The following is a 20,829-nucleotide window of genomic DNA, read 5'->3' on the forward strand; positions in this document are numbered from 1 at the left end:
CTACAGGAACCCGGCGGAGCACTGCCGCCAAGGCCGGTGGGGAGGGCGAAAAAACACCCCGCGTGCCCGCGACCCGCAGCCGCAAGACGGCTGAACGGCATATTACCTTGGATTCGCCTGAGCGCTTCATCAACCGCGAACTGTCCTGGCTGGATTTTAACCAGCGCGTGGTGGACGAGGCCGATAACGCCCGCAACCCGCTGCTAGAGCGGCTGCGTTTTCTGTCCATCAGCGCCAGTAACCTCGATGAGTTCTATTCTGTCCGCATTGCCGGGCTGGTGGGGCAAGTGCGCGAAGGGCTGACAGCCCTTTCGCCCGATGGGCGCACACCTGCCCAGCAGCTTGAGGCGGTGCGTGAGCGCACGGCGCGGCTGTTGCGCGAGCAGCAGAGAATATGGACAGAACTGCGTCAGCTTCTGGCCGGAGCCGGGGTTACTCTGTGCGAGACGGCTGACCTGAACGAGGCAGACCGTGAATGGCTGGAAAAAACCTTCACCGACCGTATTTTCCCGGTTCTGACGCCTCTGGCGGTTGACCCCGCGCACCCGCTGCCTTTCATCCCCAATATGGGGCTGGCGCTGGGCCTGCGGCTGCTCTACGCGCAAACAGGGCTGTTCGCCATGAACGCCCTTATTCTGCTGCCCGCCCAGATCGAGCGTTTTATCCGCTTGCCGGTTTCCACCCTGCAGGCACCGGGCGAGGCACCGGCCATCCGGTTTATCCGGCTTGAAGACCTGATTACCCTGTTCATCGACCGGCTATTCGCCGGGCTGAGCGTGGGTGAGAGCGGCGTGCTGCGGGTTGTGCGCGATACGGATGTGGAGTTCGAGGACGAGGCCGAAGATCTGGTGCGGTCTTACGAAACCGCACTCAAGCAGCGGCGGCGCGGGGTGGTGATCCATCTCGACATGGAAAAGCGCATGCCCGCCGAACTGGCGGCCTCCATCGCCTCCGACCTTGACCTGCCGCCAGAGGAAATAGCCGTACATTCGGGCATGATCGGTGTTGTCGATCTGCGGCAGATGATTGTGGATGACAGGCCGGACCTGCTGTTCGCACCCTATACGCCGCGTTTTCCCGAGCGGATTATCGATTTCAATGGCGACTGCTTTGCCGCTATCCGCGCCAAGGACCTGCTGGTGCACCACCCGTTCGAAAGTTTCGATGTGGTGGTGCAGTTCCTGCGGCAGGCGGCACTCGATCCCAACGTGATCGCTATCAAGCAGACACTCTACCGGACCTCGCGGGATTCCCCCATCGTCAAGGCGCTGATCGAGGCGGCTGAGGCGGGTAAGTCCGTAACCGCCATGGTGGAATTGCGCGCCCGTTTTGACGAGGAGGCGAATATCCGCCTAGCCCGTGCGCTGGAAGCAGCGGGGGTGCAGGTGGTGTTCGGTTTTGCCGAACTCAAGACTCATGCCAAGCTCAGTCTGGTGGTGCGGCGCGAAGGAGCGCAGGTGCGGTCTTACGCGCATTTTGGCACGGGTAATTACCACCCCATTACCGCGCGTATTTATACCGATCTGTCCTTTTTTACCTGCAATCCGGCCTTTGCGCGGGATTCTGCCCGGCTGTTCAACTACGTGACCGGCTACGCCATGCCCGCCCAGATGGAAGAGCTGGCGTTTGCCCCCATGACCATCCGCAAGACGCTGATGCAGTTGATCGAGGATGAAATCGAGCATGTCCGTGCAGGCAGGCCCGGTACCATCTGGCTGAAAATGAACGCGCTGGTGGACCCCGAACTGATCGATTGCCTGTATCGCGCCTCTCAGGCGGGGGTGCGTATTGTGGGGGTGATACGCGGCATCTGCTGCCTGCGGCCCGGCGTGCCGGGGCTTTCAGAGACAATCCGTATCAAATCCGTGGTGGGGCGTTTTCTGGAACATGCGCGGGTGTTCGTGTTCGGCAATGGCTACCGCCTGCCGTCGCGCCAGGCGCGTGTCTATATTTCCTCCGCTGACTGGATGACCCGCAACATGGACTGGCGGGTAGAAAGCATGGTGCCCATTACCAATTCTACCGTGCACGCACAGGTGCTTGACCAGATTATGATGGCCAATATCCGCGATAACCTTCAGTCGTGGATACTGGAGCAGAACGGTGTATGGCGGCGTCTGACACCGGGTAACCGACCATTTTCTGCTCATGACTGGTTCATGACGCATCCTTCGCTATCCGGGCGGGGGTCGGCGGCGCATGAGCGGCCATTGCACCCGCCTGCGGGCCTGCCACCGGGGCAGGAACTGCTGATTGATGTCTGATCCGGTGCGGTGCCGGGGCACGGCTCCCGTGTGGTGGGGGCTTGCCGCACGGGGTGTTTTTCTGTCATGCCGCTTCGGGTGAGGGGAGACTTTATGCAGCGTCGCTCAGCGGTTGTGGACCTTGGGTCCAATTCGGTCCGGCTTGTCGTATTTGAAGGGGCATCGCGTAACCCGATGCCAATTTTCAACGAAAAAGCCGTGTTGCGCCTCGGTCGGGGCCTGACGGAAACAGGGCGGCTGAATGATGATGGCGTGGCCATGGCGCAGGGTGTCGTCAGCCGGTTTTACGCCATTGCCCGCGCCATGCAGGCCGACCCGTTTGAAATTCTGGCCACAGCCGCCGTGCGTGATGCGGCTAACGGCCCGGCTTTTGTGGACATGCTGCGCAGCAGCATGCCGGGCGTGTCCATCAGGATTTTGTCGGGTGAGGAAGAGGCGGATCACTCCGCTATCGGGGTCATGTGCGGCATTCCCGGTGCGTCCGGGTTGGTGGCAGACGTGGGGGGCGGTTCGCTTGAGCTGATCAACCTTGCGGCAGATGGTCGCCACCATGCCACAACCTTGCCGCTGGGCATGATCCGTCTGGCAGACAGGGCGGGGGGAGACCTCGAAAAAGCCCGCATGCTGGCAGATGCCGATATTGATGGCGTCAAATGGCTGTCCGGCATGCAGGGGGGAACGCTCTACCTTGTGGGTGGGGCCTTCCGGGCTCTGGCGCGGCTGCATATCGCGCGCACGCAATATCCGCTCAATATTGTGCATTACTATACGCTGGACACGCAGGAAGCGCGTGAGATGACCGGCTGGCTGCAAAACAGTTCGCGCCGCAGTCTTGAGCGCCTGCCCGGCGCCCCGCGTAAACGGCTGGATGATATTCCTTTCGCTGCCACGGTTCTGCGGCGGCTCATGCGTAAAGTCATGCCTGAAAAGGTGGTGTTCTGCGTCGATGGCCTGCGTGAAGGCTGGTACATGCTCAACGTTGCCTCGGAACAGCTTGCGCAGGACCCGATGGATATCGTGGCGCGCACGATGTGCGAGCGTTTCGGGCGTAGCAACACGCTGCCTGCCGTGCTGCTGAACTGGACGCAGGGCGTATTGCCGCAGGAAAGCGAAACAGCCTGCCGCCTCCGGCATATCGCCTGTTACTTGTCCGATATTGGTAGCCATGATCACCCGGAATACCGGGCGGAGCAGACATATTGGCGGGTTCTGCGCGTGCAGGGAGCCGGGTTCGACCATCAGGCACGGGCATGGTTGGCACTGGCGCTGGCTATGCGGTACGCGGCGGATGTGAACATGCCCTGTCTTGCCACCTCGCGGCAGCTTTTGTCTGACGGGCAGTGGAAAGAGGCCATGGCCCTTGGGCTTGCGCTGCGTCTGGCCTATTCGCTCTCAGGCGGGGCGGAATCCCTGCTCGAAGGCACATCGCTTGCTTGGCAGGATGGCGAACTGGTGCTTACGCTCACCTCGGCACGGGTGGCGGTCAAGGGCGAAAGTGTCCGCCGCGGGCTTGAGCGCCTCGGGCAGGCGCTGGGTGCTCCCACACGCTTTGCGCTAGACCTCGCCCACTAAAATACGGAGCGGGCGTGCCGTGGAGGCACGCTCCTACTGTATCTGGGGGTGGACAACCCCAGCCCGGGCGGGCACATTACAAGAACGATATCGCGTCTGGTGCCCTAACCGGTGCCGCCCGCGGGCCGCGCCCCCTGTGACATTCAGGCGGGTTAGCGCGTGTCACCGGCAACAGGCAGTGGAAACCGTTGCGTGTCTTCTGAAGAAATCATTGACCCGACCGCCCAGAACGAAGCCAGCATGCGCAAGGCGCTGCTGCATCTGGCGCTGCCGTTTGCCCTGACCATTCTGGCCGTGGGCGCTATTGCTTGGGTTGGCCTGAGTTCGTACCGCACCACGCGTGAAGGTGTTGTCCGCCTGACACAGGAACTGGTCGAGGCGGTGCAGAGTTATATCGTGCAGGAGGTGGCGGATTACATTATGCCCGCTGCCGCAGGCAACCTGATTGCCAGCGGTATGATAGAACACGCGCCCGTGCAGGTGCAGGATAAGGTGTTCTATTCCTACGCGGGCACTATGCTGCGCAAAATTCCGCAGTTGCAGTCCTTCTATCTGGGTGGGGAGGATGGCAGCATGCGGCTGGTTACGCGCTCATCCGACCCGGACCTGCTGGATCATGAAGTGCTGATCGTCAAAAACGGTCATCAGTATTTCCATCACGAGCTGTATAACCAGCAAGGCCAGCAGGTCTCTGAATATGATGAAGATGCAGGAACCTATAACCTGCATACAAGGCCGTGGTTTACCAGCACCAAAGGGAGCAGCGACATAAAATGGACGCAGCCCTATCTGTTCGCTTCCAGCAAGCAGTTTGTCATGACCAGTTCCCTGCGTTTCAAGGGGGCGGATGGTAATGAGCTGGTATTTGCCACCAATATTTCGCTTAACGAACTAAGCAGCTATCTGGACCATATCAAAATCGGCCAGACCGGCAGCGCCATGATTGTGGATTCACAGGGCCGGATCATGGCGGGGCGCAATCTCGACCAGAAAGCCCGTGCCGCGAACTGGAACCCCGATAACATGCGCATAGACCCCAAGGATGAACCCGTGTTCGCCCTTGGTTACGATCATTACCGCGTGCGGGGCTTTGGCGTGCACAGCGTCACATGGAACGGGCGGCGCTATATTGTCATGGCATCGGAATTGCCGCGTTATTCGCAGGGGTGGGTGCTGCTGATTGCCGTGCCGGAAAAGGACATGGCGAGCTTTGCCCACCAGAGCAGCCGCCAGAGCCTTCAGTTCGCGGGGATTATCATCGTTTTTTCCACATTGCTGGGTGGGCTGTTCATCCGTCAGGTGCGCCGGACAGACCGGGGCACGCGGGCTTTGCAACGCCACAACCAGCAGGTGGAACAGGAAAGTGCTGCAGCCCGTCAGGTCGCTGTATCACCCGGCCTGTTCGACCCCACGATCGAACCGCTGGTGCTGACCGAACAGCTTGCCGTGGTCACCGATAGCCGCCGGGCCAGCCTGTGGCGCTTCCTGCATGATGGCGCGGCCCTAGTGTGCGAGGATTCCTACGACCATCAACAGGATACCCATACCGGCGGGTTTGAAATGGGCCGGGCCGAACTGGGCAGCTTTTTCAGCGCGATTGATGAAGGTACGAGCTTTACCGTTGTCAACGCCGCAGCCGATGAGCGCACAAACCGGTTCGAGCGTCTGGTCATGCGTGAAATCGGCACCTCCATGCTCGGGGTGTTTCCCGTGCATGGCCCGCGCGGCATAGAAGGCATGGTGGCGCTGGAAAACCCGAGACTGCTCGGGCAGCAGCAGTATTTTGTGGATATCATGGCCGCTATTGCGGGCATGCGTTTCGCGGCTACGCGCAGTAGTGAAAAAGACCCGACCCAGCAGAAAAACCCGCTTGTGGCGCAGCCCCGCAAGGTGCTGCCGCCTTTGCTGACCGATAACATGCTCATGCATGCGGCAGGCATGGAAGCTGAGTGGGGCCAATGTCTATAGTGCCGTAGCGGTGCTGATCATTTCCTTCACCGACCCTGAAGTGGAAGGCGCTCAGGAAACCGAGGCCCTGATTTCACTGATCGACCAGCTTGCTACCCATGTGCAGAGCATAGCGCTGGAGCAGCAGTTGTTTGCGGTGGAAGTCGCGGGGCACCGTATGATCTGCATGGCAGGATGTGGCGCGGAAGAAGACCCGACAGCCCTAACCAGACTGGCCGATGCGGCGCTGAAAATGCGCGAGACCTTCATGGGGGCTCTGGCTGCGGTGGATCTGGAGCCTGTCTTTACCATGGGTATGGATTACGGCCCGGCCTTTGGCGGGCTGGTGGGGCAGGAGCCACAGGTGTTCAACCTGTGGGGGCAGACCGTCTCACTGGCCGAGCTGATGTCCGAAGGCGCGTCAGACCCCGGTGTTATTCAGGTGACGGAACGCGTTTACGCCGCCCTGCGTGACCGCTACCTGTTCCGTAGCCGTGGCACTTTCTTCACCCCGCATCTGGGCCTTGGCCGGGCCTATACGCTGGCAGCTAGCCGATGACGGAACAACCGGACACAACACCGGGCGGGCTTTCCTCCCCCGAGGAAATGCAGGACCCCAATGACCCCATTCTGGCCGGCCGGCCGGGGGTTTCGCACCGGCGGTTTGATTCGCTGCTGGGCTGGAGCCGCAACCGGCTGGGGTGGCTGGGCTGGCTGACACGGCGGCAGGCGCGGTTTTTGCTGATCATGCTCGGGGCTTCCTGGGGGGTGATCTACGAAAGCCTGCGGGCACATTCGTGGCGGCGCACGGTGCGCTACGAATTTATCAGCACCATGAACGACATTATCCGTGGCGGGTTTGTCGCAACCCTGTTCGCTGGTGTGCTGACCGGGGTAGCGGCCGTATCGCAGGTTATCTACTGGCTGGGTTTGACGGGGCTAGCCACCATGACAGGCTCGATCCTGATCAATGTGGTGGTGCGCGAAATCGCCCCCATTCTGGTGGGTATGCTGCTGTTGGGCCGCAACGGCATGCTGTCCACCACGGAGTTGGGTCTGCTCACCATCGGGGGGGAGGTGCGCTCCATGCAGGCTGTGGGGGTCGATCCCTTTCTGCTGCTGGTCATGCCGCGCACGCTGGCCTTTACCGTGGCGGGCTTTACGCTGGGTATCCTGTTCTCCTTCGCGTCTCTGGTGACAGGCTATGTCATGAGCCGCCTGACAGGGGTTATCAGCAGCCCGGTCTGGACTTTTTTTTGATAGTGTCGTCACGGCCATGTCGGGGCTGGATTACATCATCATCCCGCTCAAGTTTATTACGGTTGGCTTTGTCGTGGGGCTTGGGGGCTGCCTGACCGGGCTGACCGCAACCCGGCATGACACCCTGCGCTCCCTGCTGCCGCGCGGCTTTTCACGCGGAATGCTGATCGTGATGGTGGTCAGCGTGCTGTTCAGTCTGGATCTGTAGAGCATGGATACCTATACCGCAGGCCCGTTGCTGGAACTGAACAAGGCCGTGCCGTCCTTTGAGGAAAGCGGTCTGCCCCCCCGTCCGATGAGCCTGCGGCTGATGGCGGGGGACTGCTGCGTGGTGGAAGAGCGCGACCCCCAGCGCGCCACAATGTTTGCAGATCTGTGCAGCGGGCTGGTACCGCTGGATGCCGGGCAGGTCAGCTTCATGGGGCTGGACTGGACAGAAATGAAAGACCGCCAGCTCAATGCCCTGCGCGGGCGGATAGGGCGCATGAGCAGGCGGCCAAGCTGGCCCGGTTTCGTGCCCATGCATCTTGCGATCATGTTACAGCAGTTACATCATACAACCCGCACGCAGGATGACCTGCTGGCAGAGGCCGCGCGTCTGGCCGCGTCCTTTGGCCTGCCGGGCCTGCCGACACAGGCGCCGGACAGAATGTCCGAGGCCGATCTGTGCCGGGCAGCCTGTGTGCGGGCTTTTCTGGGCCGGCCCCACCTGCTTTTGCTGGAAGACCCGCTTGAAGGGGGGCCGCAGGAACTGGCGAACCCGTTTCTTGAGGCTCTGACAGAAGCCCGTGACCGGGGGGCCGGTATTATATGGCTCGTGCGCAATGCCGCCGTATGGCAGCGTTATCGCTCGGGTGTCACCGCGACCTGGCGGCTTGCCGATGACGGTCTCGCAGCAGTACGGATGGGATAATGTTCCAGCTCCGCCTTAAACAGAAAGTCAAACCTCTTGTTCCATCCGCTATGCGGATGAATGGGTGGGCTTTCTTGTGCTTCTCAGTCTTGTCATTTTCGCGGGCTCCGTGATCGAAGCGGGCGTTCTGCGCGACTGGCTGACCCCGCCCGCCCGCCTGCGGGTGGCGTTGCCCGATTCAGGGGTCGGCGGACTGACGGTGGGGGGCGATGTGCAGCTTATGGGCGCGCATGCCGGGACAATCCGTTCCATCAAGCTCAATCCTTCGGGCAGCATGTATGCCAATGTTGATCTGGACCCGCAGGTTAAGCCGTTTATCCGGCGCGACAGTACGGCGCTTATCCGCAAACAGTTGATCGTAACCGGTGCGTCCTACCTTGATCTTAGCCGTGGTGCGGGCGAGCCGATGGACTGGAGCTACGCGGTTATCAAGGCCACCCCCGCGCCCAACCCGGCAGACCAGATTACCGCGACATTCGAGAGCATTCAGGGCCAGATCATGCCCGCGCTGGCCAGTGCGCGACATATGATGGCCGAGCTTGATTCCACCATGACCGACATGCACGCGGGCAAGGGCACGGTTGGACGGCTGATGACCAACGACCAGCTTATCCGTCAGGCGGAGGCCACCATGCTTCGCTTGATGAGGTCATAACCCGCCTGCGGCCGATAGAGCAGCAGATATCGGGTGTGATGAAAAAGACCGACGCCACCATGGCCAATGTGCAGTCGGCTTCGGGCGACCTCAAGGCCGCGACCCCGCATGTCAAGAACATCGCGGGTAATTTGGATGAAAGCATGGCCGATCTGCCAGCCCTGCTCGCGCAGGCGCAGACCACCCTTTACGGGCTGGAAAAGCTGACAGACCAGCTCAGGGGCGCGTGGCTGCTGGGTGGGCATAAGGTGACCCGCCATAATCGTCTGGACCCGGAGCATGTTCAGCCATGATGAATAACGGTCCCCAATCCGTAGCCAAGGTCGGATGTGCAAAACGGTGGAGCCTGTTGCGTACGGCCCTGCCGCTGGTAGCTCTACTGCCGCTGGCCGGGTGTGGTGGCGCACAGCCTGAACCGGCGGCGGAGCAGTATGATGTCGCCTTGCAGCAGTTTCTGTCCGCAGGGCGTGATTCCTTCATGCTCGGGCGCTATACGGTAGCGGAAACCCAGTATCGCAAGGCGGCATCACTTGCGTTGCTGCGCGATAGCGCGCCGGAAATTGCCGAAAGCGGGTATGATCTGGCGGTGTCCCAGCTCGCGGCAGAGGAGCCGGCTCTGGCGCGCGCCACGGCGGACAGGACACGCCGCGCTGTGGCCCTGCGTGGCGGGCATGCCATGCCCTATCTTGATCTGGTGGATGCTGCGGCCTGTTACCGACTGGGCCAATACGAGCAGGCGCGGGATTTGGCGCTCAGGGCTGCCCAAGGGGCCAGCGCAGCATCTGCGCATAGGGGTGTGGGTAGTGCTTCCGCCCTGTTGCTCAATACGCGTGCGGCACTGGTATACGCTCTGGCGGCTGACCAGCAGAATGACACGGCGGCTTTAGCGCGTGTGCCAGCCATGATTGCGATGACGGACCCGCACGCCGCCAAGGCTTTATCGGCTACACAGTCTGTAGCCCTGCGGGCGGATCAGCACGAGATACAGGCTCTTGTGGCCCGGCGGACGAACCCGACAGAAGCATGGAAACAAGCTGAGGAAGCGGCGAACCTGCGCCGTGAGGGCGGGAATTACCATGATATGGCGCGGGCTCTGGCATTGGCGGCCCGCAGTGCCGATGCCGTGGGGCAGAAAGACAAGGCGCAGGCGTTGTGGACGCGCGCAGCCAGAGTGCGGCTGCACAGGGTGGGGTGGCCAGCCACCTGTCCAGCACGCTGGCGGCCGGTGTGGCGGGGGCAGCGGATTCCATCCGCACCATTACCCCGGACGACGCCAGCGCATGGGCCCGTGCTGCCGGTGGCGTGACACTGCACCCCTTTACCGACGATACGCAGGCTCCCTTACAAACCCCTGACAAGTGATCCCGGTGCCTGAAAGGCCGCGGGGGTCAGACTGCCTTGTAGGGTTTTGAGGCATCCAGAAACACTGCGTTGACTTCCAGTTCGTGTGAAACCACGATCAGGTAGGCAATCGCGCGGGTGAGTTCGATACGCTTGGCGATATTGGGCTCAGTGGTCTCCATGGTGCGCAGGGCAATGGTGGCCTCACGCGCGGCGCGGGCGGTATGACCGTATAGCCCGGTAAAATTGCTCATCCGCTTCATAACGATTTCAATGGCACGGCGGGCAGCGGGTGGCACCTGATTACGCTTAAGCAGGGCGCGCAGGCGGATGATGTTTAGCCCGATGGTCATGGCCGCCAGTGTGCCCTGTAGGCAGCCTTCAATGGTGGGGGAAGGCGTAGGCCCAGCATGGCGGATCAGGCGCGAGAAACGGTCGATATTGCGCCCGATCCACTCGCGGGTTTCGGGCAGGGGTTCGCTTGAGGCCAGTGTGCGGAGGTCGCGCAGGATAGCGCGGCGCATGCGCCAGCGTTCCGCTGCGTTGTTGAACGGCAGCACCGCGCGGAAGATCAGCACCGCAAAAAATACCCCCAGCAGCACTGCGAGCGTTGAATTGAACCACGCGACCTCGTTCATCCGTCCCTGATTGAGCGGGTGCACGAAGTTGGGCAGCAGCAGGGTGTAGGCAGCCGAGTGCAGGGCTGTGGCCGCGTTACGGGCGGCCAGCCCGCCTGCGATCATGGGCAAAGCGAGGCTAGCCACCAGCATTTCGTAATTGGCCTGCGTGGGCAGGACAAAAAAGACCAGAAAGAACGAAACGAAAGCGGCCCATAGACTGCCGACCATGAATTGCGTGGTGGCGACTACCGGGTTTTCACGGGTGGCGAACAGGCCGCAGACAATGGCGACAAACGTAATGAACCCCAGCCCCATGTCCCATGCTGTGCATTCCCAGATCAGCCCGGCACTTGTAATAGCCACGGCGGCCCGCACACCGTTGTAGAGCGCTTCGCGCTTGTCCATGTGGGTGGGCAGGCGGAAATGGAACTGATCGCCTTTTATGAAATGCTGGCTGGCATCGTATTCGCGCAGGCCCTGTTCCAGTTCGCCCAGCAGTTCATCCAGCGCATTGTGCAGGATGCGGCCATCAAGCAGGGCGGTAAGCTGGGAGTGGTCGTCCGACGGATCGAAAACACTGCCGATTTCATGGGTTAGCGCATCCACAATCTGCTGGTGGCACTCGGCGCGTAGCAGTTGCAGATCACGCAGGATCAGGCGGATCGGTTCATCACCATTCAGCCGGGCGGACAGGCCGGACAGGAATTCGCTCACCCGCGCGGAGGTAGCGCGGAAAGCGGGCTGGTCAGTCTGCACATATTGCAGGCGCACAGCCATGCCCAGCCCGCGCGAGAGCAGGACAGACACGGCGGAAAGAGCCGCGCGTGCATGATCCCCCTCGCGCCCGTGGGGGCCCATTTCGATTTCGGAAAACTCGATCTGGTCATTGATCGTGAGAATGGGGCCAAACAGCGTGCGCGAGCGGATCAGGGCTTCCTTGTCGCCCGAAAGCAGGCTGGAAACCGAGGTGGATACGTTGTTGAGCGCCGTGCGCAGCTTGTCGCGCATGTTGCGCCGTGCAGTCTGGCCGAGATTATGGGCAAACAGACCGGCCACCGTGCTTTCGCACACAATACCCAGCACGATGTAAGTCGCGCGGGACATGGCGGTCATGAAAACGTTTTCAGGGTCAGGGATAGCGCCAAGGGCGATAATGCAGGTGGTATAGCCCGCCAGAACCAGCGCATAGGAGCGGAAATTGCGCACCAGCGTCGCCAGTGTGCAGCACCCGCCCAGCCAGAGCGCCAGAGCAGGAAAGAAAAGCCACGCATGCTGGTTGAAAGCCGAAATCAGGGTGATGGACATCACCACCCCTACGCCGGTGCCCACAAGCCGCCACCGGGCCTTGGAAAGACTTTCCCCGCGTGAGCCCTGCGCCACGATCCACACTGTCATGGGGGCCCATTGCGGGTCATCCAACTCCATCCACAGAGCGATAACGAGCGAGAGCAGGGCGGCGATTGTGCTGCAAACCGCAAACCCGAATGCCGCAGGCGTGGGGGCCAGCAACCATGCAAGCGGCAGCTTGCTCTGGCTGCCGGGGCGACCCAGCGGGCGAAGGGTGCGTAATGAGCCGATCCGGGCGAGCACTAGGGACGAAAGACTGAACACGGCGGCTACTTTGTGTTTTGCGGCGCGGAAAACAAATACAGGGAACTGTACCAGCAAGCCTAGCGCGTCTGTCCGGTTTTTCCTTGTAGGTTCAAACGCATATCAGCTATCGGCGGGCAGGAGAATGTTACGCTTGGCTTCGTAAAAAAAAATTTATACGCTCCCTCCAGTCTGCCATACTGCCAGCAAAGGCGCACAGGATGCGCGCCATATGCTCCTCCGCACGATGCGCAGGGTAGGGAAGGGAAGCCGAAATGTCTGATTTCTTTCAGAATATCGTGGGTAAGGTAGGCAGTGCGCTGGGTGTGGATGTGCAGACATTCGTCCAGCAGCAGGTGCAGTCGCTTTTGCAGCCGCAGTCCATTCAGGCGCTGGTTGACCGTGCGGAGCAGGCGGGTCTGGGTGACAAGGTGCGCTCATGGGTCAGCCAGAACAGTAACCTGCCGGTGACACCGGACGAGATTCGTACGATTCTGGGCAGCGATGTCGTGCATGACATGGTACAGAAAACAGGCTTGCCCGCCGATGGCGTGCTGACAGCGCTGGCGCATTGTCTGCCTGCCGCGGTTGATGGCAAAACGCCTGATGGGGTGCTGCCCCCCGCTGCGGACAAGTCGGCCTGAATGGTCGTAAACAGGAGCCGATACACGACATGACACTGGGCGAGCGTATTACCAGCATCGATGCCTGGTTGCTTGATAGGGTTTTTCAGCCGCTGGCAGACCGTCTGCCAGACAGGCTGAGCCCCTTCGATGTGGGTATGAGCCTCCAGCTCGGCTCCATTCTCATGACGGCGGTGGTGATCGCGGGCGTGTTTTTCATGTCCGGTATGACCGCTATTTCAGACATGCTGTATAATGTGCTGGGCTGGGTTCTTTACCTGACCTTCTTTATCGGCATCGCAAGTAAGCGGACTCTGGTTAAGGCGGGGCAGGCTAACCCGTTGCGTTACATGCTGCTCAGCCTGCGGGTGCTGTCCATCGGCTTCATGGTCTTCAAGCTTTATGAAGCCGTGAATGCACCTGCGATTTTTTCCATGATTGTCTGGCCAGATGCTTTTGGCGGCGTGGTGTTTGTCATGGGGTTGTATTTCATTTCCTGCCAGCCGCCTTCGCCATGGCGGCGTGCGCGTGAGCAAAGCCACCTGCGGCCTGCTTTCGTGCGGAGCGGTGGCGGCTTCTAAAGCGCGCTCCCGGTTAAAGGCGCGTTCCCGGTCGGGCCAGTGGCCTGACCGGGTTTTTTATATCCGGTTACGGATTATCCTGATCATGTTCACCCTGCGCCACGCGCGCCTGTGCGGCTTCGCGCCATGGGGCATCCTGCGGGGCGGCGTCCAGCGCCTTGCGGAACAGGGCCAGCGCATCGGGGGTGACATGGTGGTGCGCGCGGGTCAGGGCTTCGCCCGTGCGGGCGGCAAGTTCGGCGTCAAACCCCATGTCCAGCGCCTGATTCCAAGCCTGTGCGGCTTCATTATAGTGGTCACGCCCGGCTTCGGCCTGTCCTAGCAGCAGATAACCCTGCCTGCGGCTTGGGTCGGTAGCGGGCAGGGCGGCAATGGCGGAGCGGAGCTGGGCGATAACGGCATCGTCACGCACATCGTGCTGGTGCTGGGCTACCAGCCGGGGGCCAAGCGGCTGGGCAGGCAGCATGGGCGCGCCATTGGTCAGATACAGCGCCACGGCCAGTATGGGAGCCAGCCCGAGAGCCAGCCAGCCCGGCCATGTGGCGCTCTGTTCGCGCGCGGTGGACGGAGCCATGTCGGCCACCAGAATACGGCGCTGGATTTCCAGCACCGCAACGCTGTGCTCCCCCGAGGCAATCAGGCCCACGGTCAAATCGCGGTCGAGTTCTGCAAGCTGCGCATCATGCAGGGCCAGTGCCGTGCTGCGCTCATCGCGGATGGAACGGCTGCGCCGCCACAGCGCCGCCGCTGCGGGGGCCAGCGCAATAAGGCTGAGCAGCGCAATGGAAAGCCAGATCATGTCCTGTCGTCCTCTCCGGTCAGCCGGGCGAGCCGGGCTTTTTCATCGTCGCTTAGTGGTGGCGGTGGCGGTGCGGCCGCGTGGCGGCGGTAGAAGAAAAATGCTGCCCCACAGCCCAGTAGCAGGGCCAGAACAGGCATGCTCCACAGAAGGATGGTGCCAATGGACAAAGCCGGTTTGAGGCGAATGAAATTGCCATACCGGGTGACCATCCATTGCATGATCTGCTGGTTGCTCTCGCCTTGGGCAACATGCTCGCGCACAACGCGGCGCAGGTCGCGGGCCAGTCCGGCGCTGCTGTCTTCAATCGATTCATTCTGGCAGACCAGACAGCGCAACTGCGCGCCAATGGCCTCGGCCCGGGCTTCAGCCGTGGGTCTGACAGCATTTCCGACGGGTCATCCACGGCAAGGCCGTAGAGTGGCACTGCCAGCAGGCAGCAGGCGGCTAGCAGGGCTGCGGCAAAACGGCTGAAAAACCGCTGTGCAGGTGGTGCGTGCCTGTGGGGAGAGGGCAGGGCGCTCATGGGGTTTTCAGCCTTGCCGCCAGCGGCAGGATCGTGCCGCGAATGATGTCTTCCGTCAGCGGGGCTGCGGTGTGCCAGCGAATGACACCGCCCGGCCCGATCAGAAAGGTTTCCGGCACGCCAGACAGCCCCCAGTCCATACCCGCACGCCTTCCGGGTCATTACCCAGCCGGGCGAAAGGGTTGCCGGAATGGCGTAGGAACGCCGCTGCATTCTCGGGCTTGTCCTTGTAGGCTACACCCCAGATTGGCAACTGGTCCTTGAAGGCCATGAGAGTGGGCATTTCCGCCACGCAGGGAATGCACCATGAGGCAAAGAAATTGACCAGAACCGGGGCTTGCAGGGTTTTCAGGTCCTGTGTGCCGAACCCCTGCGCGGGAGCCAGCCCCGGCAGGTTGAAGCCTGGAACGGGGCGGTCCAGCACGGGGGGCGTTGATGTCATGCGGGTTGAATGACCCGTGCTGCATGCCTGAGAGCATTTTCCAGAACGCAACGCCCACGGCTCCTGCCCCGGCCAGAGGCAGGGCCATGAGAAGGCGGCGGCGGGTGGTGGAGCCGGACGTGTTCATGATGCAATACCCTGAGTGGAGGAAGCGTGTGGAGCGGCAGCCCTACGCGGCGCGCCCACACGCACCCGGCGGTCTGACAGGGACAACGCGCCACCAAATGCCATGATCAGCGCGCCCAGCCACATCCATGGTGCCAGCGGGTTGTAATGCAGGCGGAGCACATAGGTCATGTGCTTCCGTTCCGTGGCTGTCGCCCAGCACGCCGTACAGATCGGACAGCATGTTGGTGTGAATGGCGACATCGGTTGTGGTCTGGTTCTGGGTATTGAAACTGCGCTTGGAAGGCCGCAGCACGGTTACAACATGCCCGTTTCGCCGGATTTCAATGGTGGCGACCATGGCCGTGTAGTTGGGGCCGGGCTCACTATGCACATCGGTGAGTGTCCACTCATAGCCTGCAAGGTTCTGGGTGGAACCAACCGGCACTTCCACAATCCGGTGCTGGGCCTGCGACATGCCCGCAAGCCCCAGCACGGTAATGGCAACACCCGTATGGGCAATGGCGGTGCCGATAATCGAGCGCGGCAGGCCCCGCAGGCGTTGCAGGCTGGAGCGCAGAGGCGTGCGGAAAAGCTGGATACGTGTTGCGATGTCAGTCGCGCAACTGACGATGATCCAGATGGCCGCCGCCGCACAGAGCACGGGCAGCACCCCCGCAAGCTGGCGCATGGCCACGCATGCCGCCACGACTGTCAGGCCCGCGGCAAGCCACAGCCGGTTGAGCACCGGCCAGAGCTGCGCACGCTTCCAAGGCAGCATGGGGCCAAACCCCATGAAGATGAACAGCGGCAAGGCAAGGGGAATGGTGGTGGCATCAAAAAATGGCTTGCCCACCGAAATTGTGCGGTCAAACAGCAGCGACATGAAAGGCGGATACATGGTGCCTGTCAGCACGACAGCGCAGAGCGAGCAGAGCAGGATGTTGTTGAGCACCAGCGCACCCTCTCGCGAGAGAGGGGCAAACAGCCCGCCCGCCGTGAGCGAAGGCGCGCGGTAGGCGAACAGGGCCAGAGAGCCGCCGATAACCAGCCCCAGCAGCCCCAGAATGAAAATGCCGCGTGCGGGATCGTTGGCGAAGGCATGCACGGAGTTGAGAATGCCCGAACGCACGAGGAACGTACCCGAAAGCGAAAAGGAAAACGTGCCGATAGCCAGCAGCACGGTCCAGATTTTCAGCGCCTCGCGCTTTTCCACAACAATGGCGGAATGGATAAGGGCCGTGCCGGTCAGCCATGGAATGAGCGAGGCGTTTTCAACCGGGTCCCAGAACCAGTAACCGCCCCAGCCAAGCACGTAGTAAGACCACCACGACCCCATGGCGATACCGCAGGTAAGAAAGCACCACGCGGCTACGGCCCACGGGCGCACCCAGCGACCCCATGCAGCATCGACCCGCCCTTCGATCAGGGCCGCAATGGCAAAGGCGAACGGCACGGCAAAACCGACATAGCCGGTGTAGAGAATGGGGGGGTGGAAGGCCAGTCCGGGGTCCTGCAGCAGTGGGTTCATGCCCTGCCCGTCCATGGGGGCAGGCCAGACGCGTGCGAACGGGTCTGACGTGGTCAGGCAGAACAGTTCAAAACCTGTGGCCACAAGGCCCAGAATGGCAATGACCCGCGCACGTAAGGCAGAGGGCAGGTTACGGCCAAAGGCCGCCACTGCCGCGCCGCACAGGCCCAGAATGAGTGCCCAGAGCAGAATGGAGCCTTCATGATTGCCCCATACGCCGGTAATTTTATAGAGCAGCGGCTTGGTTACAGCACTATTGGCCGCGATATTCTGGACAGAGAAATCATCCGTGACAGCAGCATTGATCAGGCAGGCAAAAGCGGTCACCAGCCTATCAACTGGCCTATGGCCAGCCCGGGGGCGAGCGCCATCAGGCGTGGGTCGCGCCGGTGCGCGCCAATCAGGGGGAGTATACCCTGCACGGCGGCCAGAACGCAGGCGAGGGCAAGGGCGTAGTGTCCGAGTTCGGGGCTCAGCATGGGAAGGTTCGTCTGTCCTGCGTCTGGTCTAGGGAACCGGCGGCAGGCGCCGGGAGTGAGGAAAGGGGCTTTTGTAGCTGCCCCTGAAACGGGTTCAGGGGGCCGGGGTCGCCGGAGAGGGTGATGAGGCCGGAGCCGCCAGATCCTTGCGGGCATCCTGCACGGTCATGCTGTTCCAGCTTGAAGCGCTGGGTGGCGGGCCGAAGCGCGGGTCCCATTTGCCGCTTTTTTTCAGGGCCTCGGCCACTTCCTTGGGCATGTAGGTTTCATCATGCTTGGCCAGCACTTCCGAGGCGGTGAAGTCATGGGCGGAACTGGCGGTGCCAATGGCAACAACACTCTGTCCCTCGCGGAACAGGTCCGGCAGAATGCTTCGTAATGCACGCTTACGGCAGCCTGACCATCCGTGACATCAAAACTGGCAATCGGGGTTTCGCCCCGACGTTCGCGGTGGACGGAGCCTGCCACAACCATGCCGCCCAGCTTGACGGTGCGGTCTTTCGGCGGTGGTGAGGACGCAACCTGCGAAGGGGTTACAAAAAACACGATATCCGATGAAAACGCGCGCAGCACCAGTGTTGCCGCCGTGCCAAGGCAGGCCACACAGGCAATGACAAGCCAGAGGCGGCGGGTCTTGCGGGTCATGATGTGTGTGTATCCGTGCTGTGGGGAGCGGTTTCAGGCCGGGTGGCGGGCTGCACGGGCCGCAGGCTGCCGCGTTCCAGCGTAGCCAAGCGGGTGCGTGCCGTTTTCAGCCGCCATGCGGCATTGAAGGCGAGTGTGAGGCTGAGCACAAGAGCCAGCCCGTAACTGGCCGCAATATAAGGCAGGTGGGTCATGCGGCATTTCCCTGATTGCGGCGCGGCGAGGACAGCAGGGCCTGAATGCGGCTTTCCATAACGGCAGCGCGCGTGCGCGCCAGCACCAGTGCGGCAAAACCCAGCGAAATACCCAGTGTGGACAGCCCCAGCGGCCATAGCATGGAACTGGACATGGTGGGTGCCCCTGTCAGGGTAATGCTGTCGGGCTGGTGCAGGGTGTTCCACCATTGCACGCTGAACTTGATGATAGGCAGATCAACCGCCCCGGCCAGAGCCAGAATGGCCGCGGCCCGGTAGCCACGCTGCGGATCATCGAAAGCACGGATGAGCGTGATGTGGCCGAGATAGAGAAAAAACAGCACCAGAACAGAGGTCAGCCGTGCATCCCACACCCACCATGTGCCCCACATGGGTTTGCCCCAGAGCGAGCCGGTAGCCAGACACAGTGCCGTAATGCAGGCACCCACAGGCCCGATTTCTACTGCCGCCAGATCAGCCAGAGGGTGCCGCCAGACAAGCGAGAGCACGGCACACACGGCCAGCCCAGCATACCCGACTGACGCCAGTATGGCGGCGGGCACATGCACATACATAATGCGCACGGAATCCCCCTGCTGCCAGTCCGCCGGAGAGAAAAACAGCCCCCAGCCCAGCCCCAGCAGGGTCAGGGTGATGGCGGGCCATGTCAGCCATGGCTGCAGGCGCGCACCCAGTTTCAGAAACCGGCCGGGATTGGCGTAACGGTGAAAGAAACTGCCGGTGCGCGCGACAAGGGTGGGTGAGGCGCTCAAAAGGGGTCAGCTCCGTGTGTCTGGTTGCTTTGTCTTCAGGTCGTTCTCCTTTCCATATCCGCGCGCCGGGGGAAAGGGGCGAACAAGGGAGACCGTTCAGCTTTCCTTTACAGCATTAAACCGCTCTTGACACGAGACGGGTGTTCATGGGCGTTCTGCCCCAGCAACACAACGGAAGGATAATGCGATGCTGTTTGCTATCATCTGTACGGATCGCCCGGGACTACAGGAACTGCGGGCCGTAACCCGTGCGCAGCATCTGGCTTTTCTGGAAACTTACCGCGCGTCCATTCAGTTTGCAGGGCCTCAGCTTGACCAGCAGGGCAATGCCTGTGGCAGCCTGATCCTGCTGGATGTGCCGGACCGCGAAACCGCTGAAGGTTTTGCCGCGGCAGACCCGTATATGGGCGTTAACCTGTTTGAAAGCGTGGTTATCCGGCCTTTGCGCACGGTGTTCAAAGACGGCAGGCAGGTGGATTGAACCATGTCTTTCTGGCTGGTCAAAAGTGAGCCTGACGCCTTTAGCTGGGACGAGCAGGTGGCCAATGGCGTGGAACCCTGGACGGGTGTGCGCAATTATCAGGCCCGCAAAAATCTGGCCGCCATGAAAGCGGGAGACCGTGCGTTTTTCTACCATTCCAACGTGCAGCGCGCGATTGTGGGTGTGGTGGAGGTGGTGCGCGAAGCCTATCCCGATCCGACCGCTACCGATGGCGCATGGGTCTGTGTGGATGTGCGTACGGTAGGGCCTATGCCCCGGCCTGTCACTCTGGCCGAAATCAAGGCTGACCCGGAACTGGCTGAACTGGCGCTTGTCAGGCAGTCACGCCTGTCTGTCTGCCCGGTTTCGGCGGAACACTGGGCCTATTTATGCACCATGGGGGGCTGGGCCGAACCGGCCTGAGCCTACCCCCGGCACATGGCCGGGGGATTGGTATCACTTTAAAGTGACAGCCTCAGCCCTGTGTTGCAGCACCCCACAACTGCTGAACGGTTGCCGCTACGGCAATAGGCGAAAATCGGCCCCGGCAGGGTGTTGATGGCTTCCTGCGTTTCGATAATGGCATCGGAAGAAGGAGCCTGACCCGCCCCGACCGGAATGGCGATAAAGGACAGACCGGCTGCCGCCGCGGCCTCACCAATGCTCTGCGCGGAGGGCTGGCCCGGTTCTTCACCATCGGGGCGGTTGCAGATAATGGTCTTGAACCCCGCATCACGGATGGCCGTGATGTCCTGCACCGAAATCTGGGGGGAGACGACAAAGTCAGTGGTCAGTCGACGAACGCTCATGCCTGAATATCCTGTAAAACCAAAGAGAGATGGCGGGCACCGCCCATGGGGCGACAGGCCCGGCTACACCTAGCGGTGAATGAAATACATATCCTGATAAAGGGCCTGTAAAGCCGCATGGTTGGCAAGGCAGCGGCGCACCAGCATAGCCCGCAGGCTGACAGCCGCCTGATGCATGGTGGGGTCTATGCTCTTGGGGTCAATGGCGGGGTAGTGTTCCATGCAGGCTTTCAGGGTGGGGTTGTTCATGTCCACACCGCTGCGGAGCTTTTCCTTGAGCGCATCATAATACTGTGAAATGGCGGAATCCGAATCCCACCGGGCGAGCGATGTGTCCACCCGGCCGTTATGCGTATAGTACACCACGGTCAGGAATCCGCTTTCGGGCGGCTGGCCGGGGGCTTTGACCGTCATGTGGCAGGCACGCTGCGAATAGGGCGGAATGTCCAGCGGCGGCGTGGTGGACAGGTCCGACACCGCCATGACAGGGGCACCATTGTCGGGAATGGCGTTGTTCTGCGCATCAGCCCCGGCGGAGGAATGGGCTTTCTGCCAGGCCTGTGAAATCAGCGCTGATAAACGCCCGAGGGGCTGTAGCGTTCAGGCTGACACAGGCCGGGGTCGGTTCGGGCTTCGGCCAGTGCGGCATCGTAGGCCCTTTGTTCGGGGCTGGCGCAGG

At 61.6% G+C, this 20,829-nt stretch carries 16 protein-coding genes and 6 pseudogenes; 12 read left to right on the plus strand and 10 right to left on the minus strand.

The annotated features are described in order from the left end of the window. The 8 genes and pseudogenes from JCM25143_RS10705 to JCM25143_RS18845 all read left to right on the plus strand — a co-directional run. A partial coding sequence (locus JCM25143_RS10705) for an RNA degradosome polyphosphate kinase (protein WP_025861135.1) occupies nucleotides 1-2,264 on the plus strand: 2,264 nt, incomplete at its 5' end. Between the two features lie 93 nt (nucleotides 2,265-2,357). Beyond that, nucleotides 2,358-3,836: a Ppx/GppA family phosphatase gene (locus tag JCM25143_RS10710; protein WP_148300103.1), complete on the plus strand. Its 1,479-nt coding sequence runs from the start codon at nucleotides 2,358-2,360 to the stop codon at nucleotides 3,834-3,836. A 192-nt stretch (nucleotides 3,837-4,028) separates the two neighbouring features. Continuing rightward, the gene (locus JCM25143_RS18830) at nucleotides 4,029-5,804 is read left to right on the plus strand and encodes a cache domain-containing protein (RefSeq protein ID WP_234395182.1); all 1,776 of its coding nucleotides are present in this window, start codon (nucleotides 4,029-4,031) and stop codon (nucleotides 5,802-5,804) included. Then, on the plus strand, nucleotides 5,764-6,342 hold the full coding sequence (locus JCM25143_RS24060) for an adenylate/guanylate cyclase domain-containing protein (RefSeq protein ID WP_234395183.1): 579 nt from the start codon (nucleotides 5,764-5,766) through the stop codon (nucleotides 6,340-6,342). Before JCM25143_RS18830 ends, JCM25143_RS24060 begins: the two co-directional genes overlap by 41 nt. A 47-nt stretch (nucleotides 6,343-6,389) precedes the next feature. After that, nucleotides 6,390-7,251, plus strand: a pseudogene (locus tag JCM25143_RS24800) (MlaE family ABC transporter permease). 3 nt (nucleotides 7,252-7,254) lie between these two features. Beyond that, complete coding sequence (locus JCM25143_RS10725) at nucleotides 7,255-7,956, plus strand: ABC transporter ATP-binding protein (RefSeq protein WP_025861137.1); 702 nt, start codon at nucleotides 7,255-7,257, stop codon at nucleotides 7,954-7,956. Next, a pseudogene (locus JCM25143_RS18840) lies at nucleotides 7,956-8,904 on the plus strand (MlaD family protein). The gene JCM25143_RS10725 and the pseudogene JCM25143_RS18840 overlap by 1 nt, the downstream one beginning before the upstream one ends. Then, nucleotides 8,901-9,917: a tetratricopeptide repeat protein gene (locus JCM25143_RS18845; protein ID WP_051543242.1), complete on the plus strand. Its 1,017-nt coding sequence runs from the start codon at nucleotides 8,901-8,903 to the stop codon at nucleotides 9,915-9,917. The pseudogene JCM25143_RS18840 and the gene JCM25143_RS18845 overlap by 4 nt, the downstream one beginning before the upstream one ends. Nucleotides 9,918-9,999: 82 nt before the next feature. On the opposite strand, the gene JCM25143_RS10740 is transcribed toward JCM25143_RS18845, so the two are convergent. Next, entirely contained in the window at nucleotides 10,000-12,183 is a 2,184-nt protein-coding gene (locus tag JCM25143_RS10740) for an FUSC family protein (protein ID WP_025861138.1), read from the minus strand. Between the two features lie 254 nt (nucleotides 12,184-12,437). Between JCM25143_RS10740 and JCM25143_RS10745 the strand changes: the two genes are divergently transcribed. Then, nucleotides 12,438-12,806 carry a YidB family protein gene (locus tag JCM25143_RS10745; protein ID WP_025861141.1) on the plus strand — a complete coding sequence of 123 codons (369 nt, stop codon included), beginning with the start codon at nucleotides 12,438-12,440 and terminating at the stop codon, nucleotides 12,804-12,806. A 29-nt stretch (nucleotides 12,807-12,835) separates the two neighbouring features. After that, nucleotides 12,836-13,366 carry a hypothetical protein gene (locus tag JCM25143_RS10750; protein ID WP_025861142.1) on the plus strand — a complete coding sequence of 177 codons (531 nt, stop codon included), beginning with the start codon at nucleotides 12,836-12,838 and terminating at the stop codon, nucleotides 13,364-13,366. A gap of 67 nt (nucleotides 13,367-13,433) precedes the next feature. Here the strand turns inward: JCM25143_RS10750 and ccmI are convergent, their stop codons facing one another. The 7 genes and pseudogenes from ccmI to JCM25143_RS10790 all read right to left on the minus strand — a co-directional run bounded on the left by ccmI (nucleotide 13,434) and on the right by JCM25143_RS10790 (nucleotide 18,860). Beyond that, complete coding sequence (gene ccmI, locus JCM25143_RS10755; protein WP_025861143.1) at nucleotides 13,434-14,165, minus strand: c-type cytochrome biogenesis protein CcmI; 732 nt, start codon at nucleotides 14,163-14,165, stop codon at nucleotides 13,434-13,436. Further along, nucleotides 14,162-14,691: pseudogene (locus JCM25143_RS18850) on the minus strand (cytochrome c-type biogenesis protein). The gene ccmI and the pseudogene JCM25143_RS18850 overlap by 4 nt, the downstream one beginning before the upstream one ends. Continuing rightward, nucleotides 14,688-15,260 (minus strand): annotated as a pseudogene (locus JCM25143_RS18855) (DsbE family thiol:disulfide interchange protein). The pseudogenes JCM25143_RS18850 and JCM25143_RS18855 overlap by 4 nt, the downstream one beginning before the upstream one ends. Continuing rightward, a pseudogene (locus JCM25143_RS18860) lies at nucleotides 15,257-17,248 on the minus strand (heme lyase CcmF/NrfE family subunit). The pseudogenes JCM25143_RS18855 and JCM25143_RS18860 overlap by 4 nt, the downstream one beginning before the upstream one ends. Nucleotides 17,249-17,342: 94 nt before the next feature. Next, a pseudogene (gene ccmE, locus JCM25143_RS18865) lies at nucleotides 17,343-17,893 on the minus strand (cytochrome c maturation protein CcmE). Beyond that, complete coding sequence (locus JCM25143_RS10785) at nucleotides 17,890-18,087, minus strand: heme exporter protein CcmD (protein ID WP_025861145.1); 198 nt, start codon at nucleotides 18,085-18,087, stop codon at nucleotides 17,890-17,892. Before JCM25143_RS10785 ends, ccmE begins: the two are co-directional and overlap by 4 nt. Then, entirely contained in the window at nucleotides 18,084-18,860 is a 777-nt protein-coding gene (locus tag JCM25143_RS10790) for a heme ABC transporter permease (RefSeq protein WP_025861146.1), read from the minus strand. Before JCM25143_RS10790 ends, JCM25143_RS10785 begins: the two co-directional genes overlap by 4 nt. A 187-nt stretch (nucleotides 18,861-19,047) precedes the next feature. Here JCM25143_RS10790 and JCM25143_RS10795 point away from each other — a divergent pair, with 187 nt between their 5' ends. Both JCM25143_RS10795 and JCM25143_RS10800 read left to right on the plus strand, forming a co-directional pair. Then, nucleotides 19,048-19,341, plus strand: coding sequence for a YciI family protein (locus tag JCM25143_RS10795; protein ID WP_025861147.1), 294 nt, complete (start codon nucleotides 19,048-19,050; stop codon nucleotides 19,339-19,341). Nucleotides 19,342-19,344: 3 nt separating this feature from the next. Next, entirely contained in the window at nucleotides 19,345-19,764 is a 420-nt protein-coding gene (locus JCM25143_RS10800) for an EVE domain-containing protein (RefSeq protein ID WP_025861148.1), read from the plus strand. A gap of 38 nt (nucleotides 19,765-19,802) precedes the next feature. Here the strand turns inward: JCM25143_RS10800 and JCM25143_RS10805 are convergent, their stop codons facing one another. Together JCM25143_RS10805 and JCM25143_RS18870 are read right to left on the minus strand one after the other, a co-directional pair. Beyond that, complete coding sequence (locus tag JCM25143_RS10805; RefSeq protein ID WP_025861149.1) at nucleotides 19,803-20,150, minus strand: TIGR01244 family sulfur transferase; 348 nt, start codon at nucleotides 20,148-20,150, stop codon at nucleotides 19,803-19,805. A 69-nt stretch (nucleotides 20,151-20,219) separates the two neighbouring features. Further along, nucleotides 20,220-20,633 (minus strand): hypothetical protein, encoded by a 414-nt coding sequence (locus JCM25143_RS18870; RefSeq protein ID WP_051543245.1) that lies wholly within the window; start codon nucleotides 20,631-20,633, stop codon nucleotides 20,220-20,222. Between the last annotated feature and the right edge of the window lie 196 nt (nucleotides 20,634-20,829).

The sequence above is a fragment of the Acetobacter papayae JCM 25143 genome (genome assembly GCF_000613285.1).
Taxonomy (GTDB): domain Bacteria; phylum Pseudomonadota; class Alphaproteobacteria; order Acetobacterales; family Acetobacteraceae; genus Acetobacter; species Acetobacter papayae.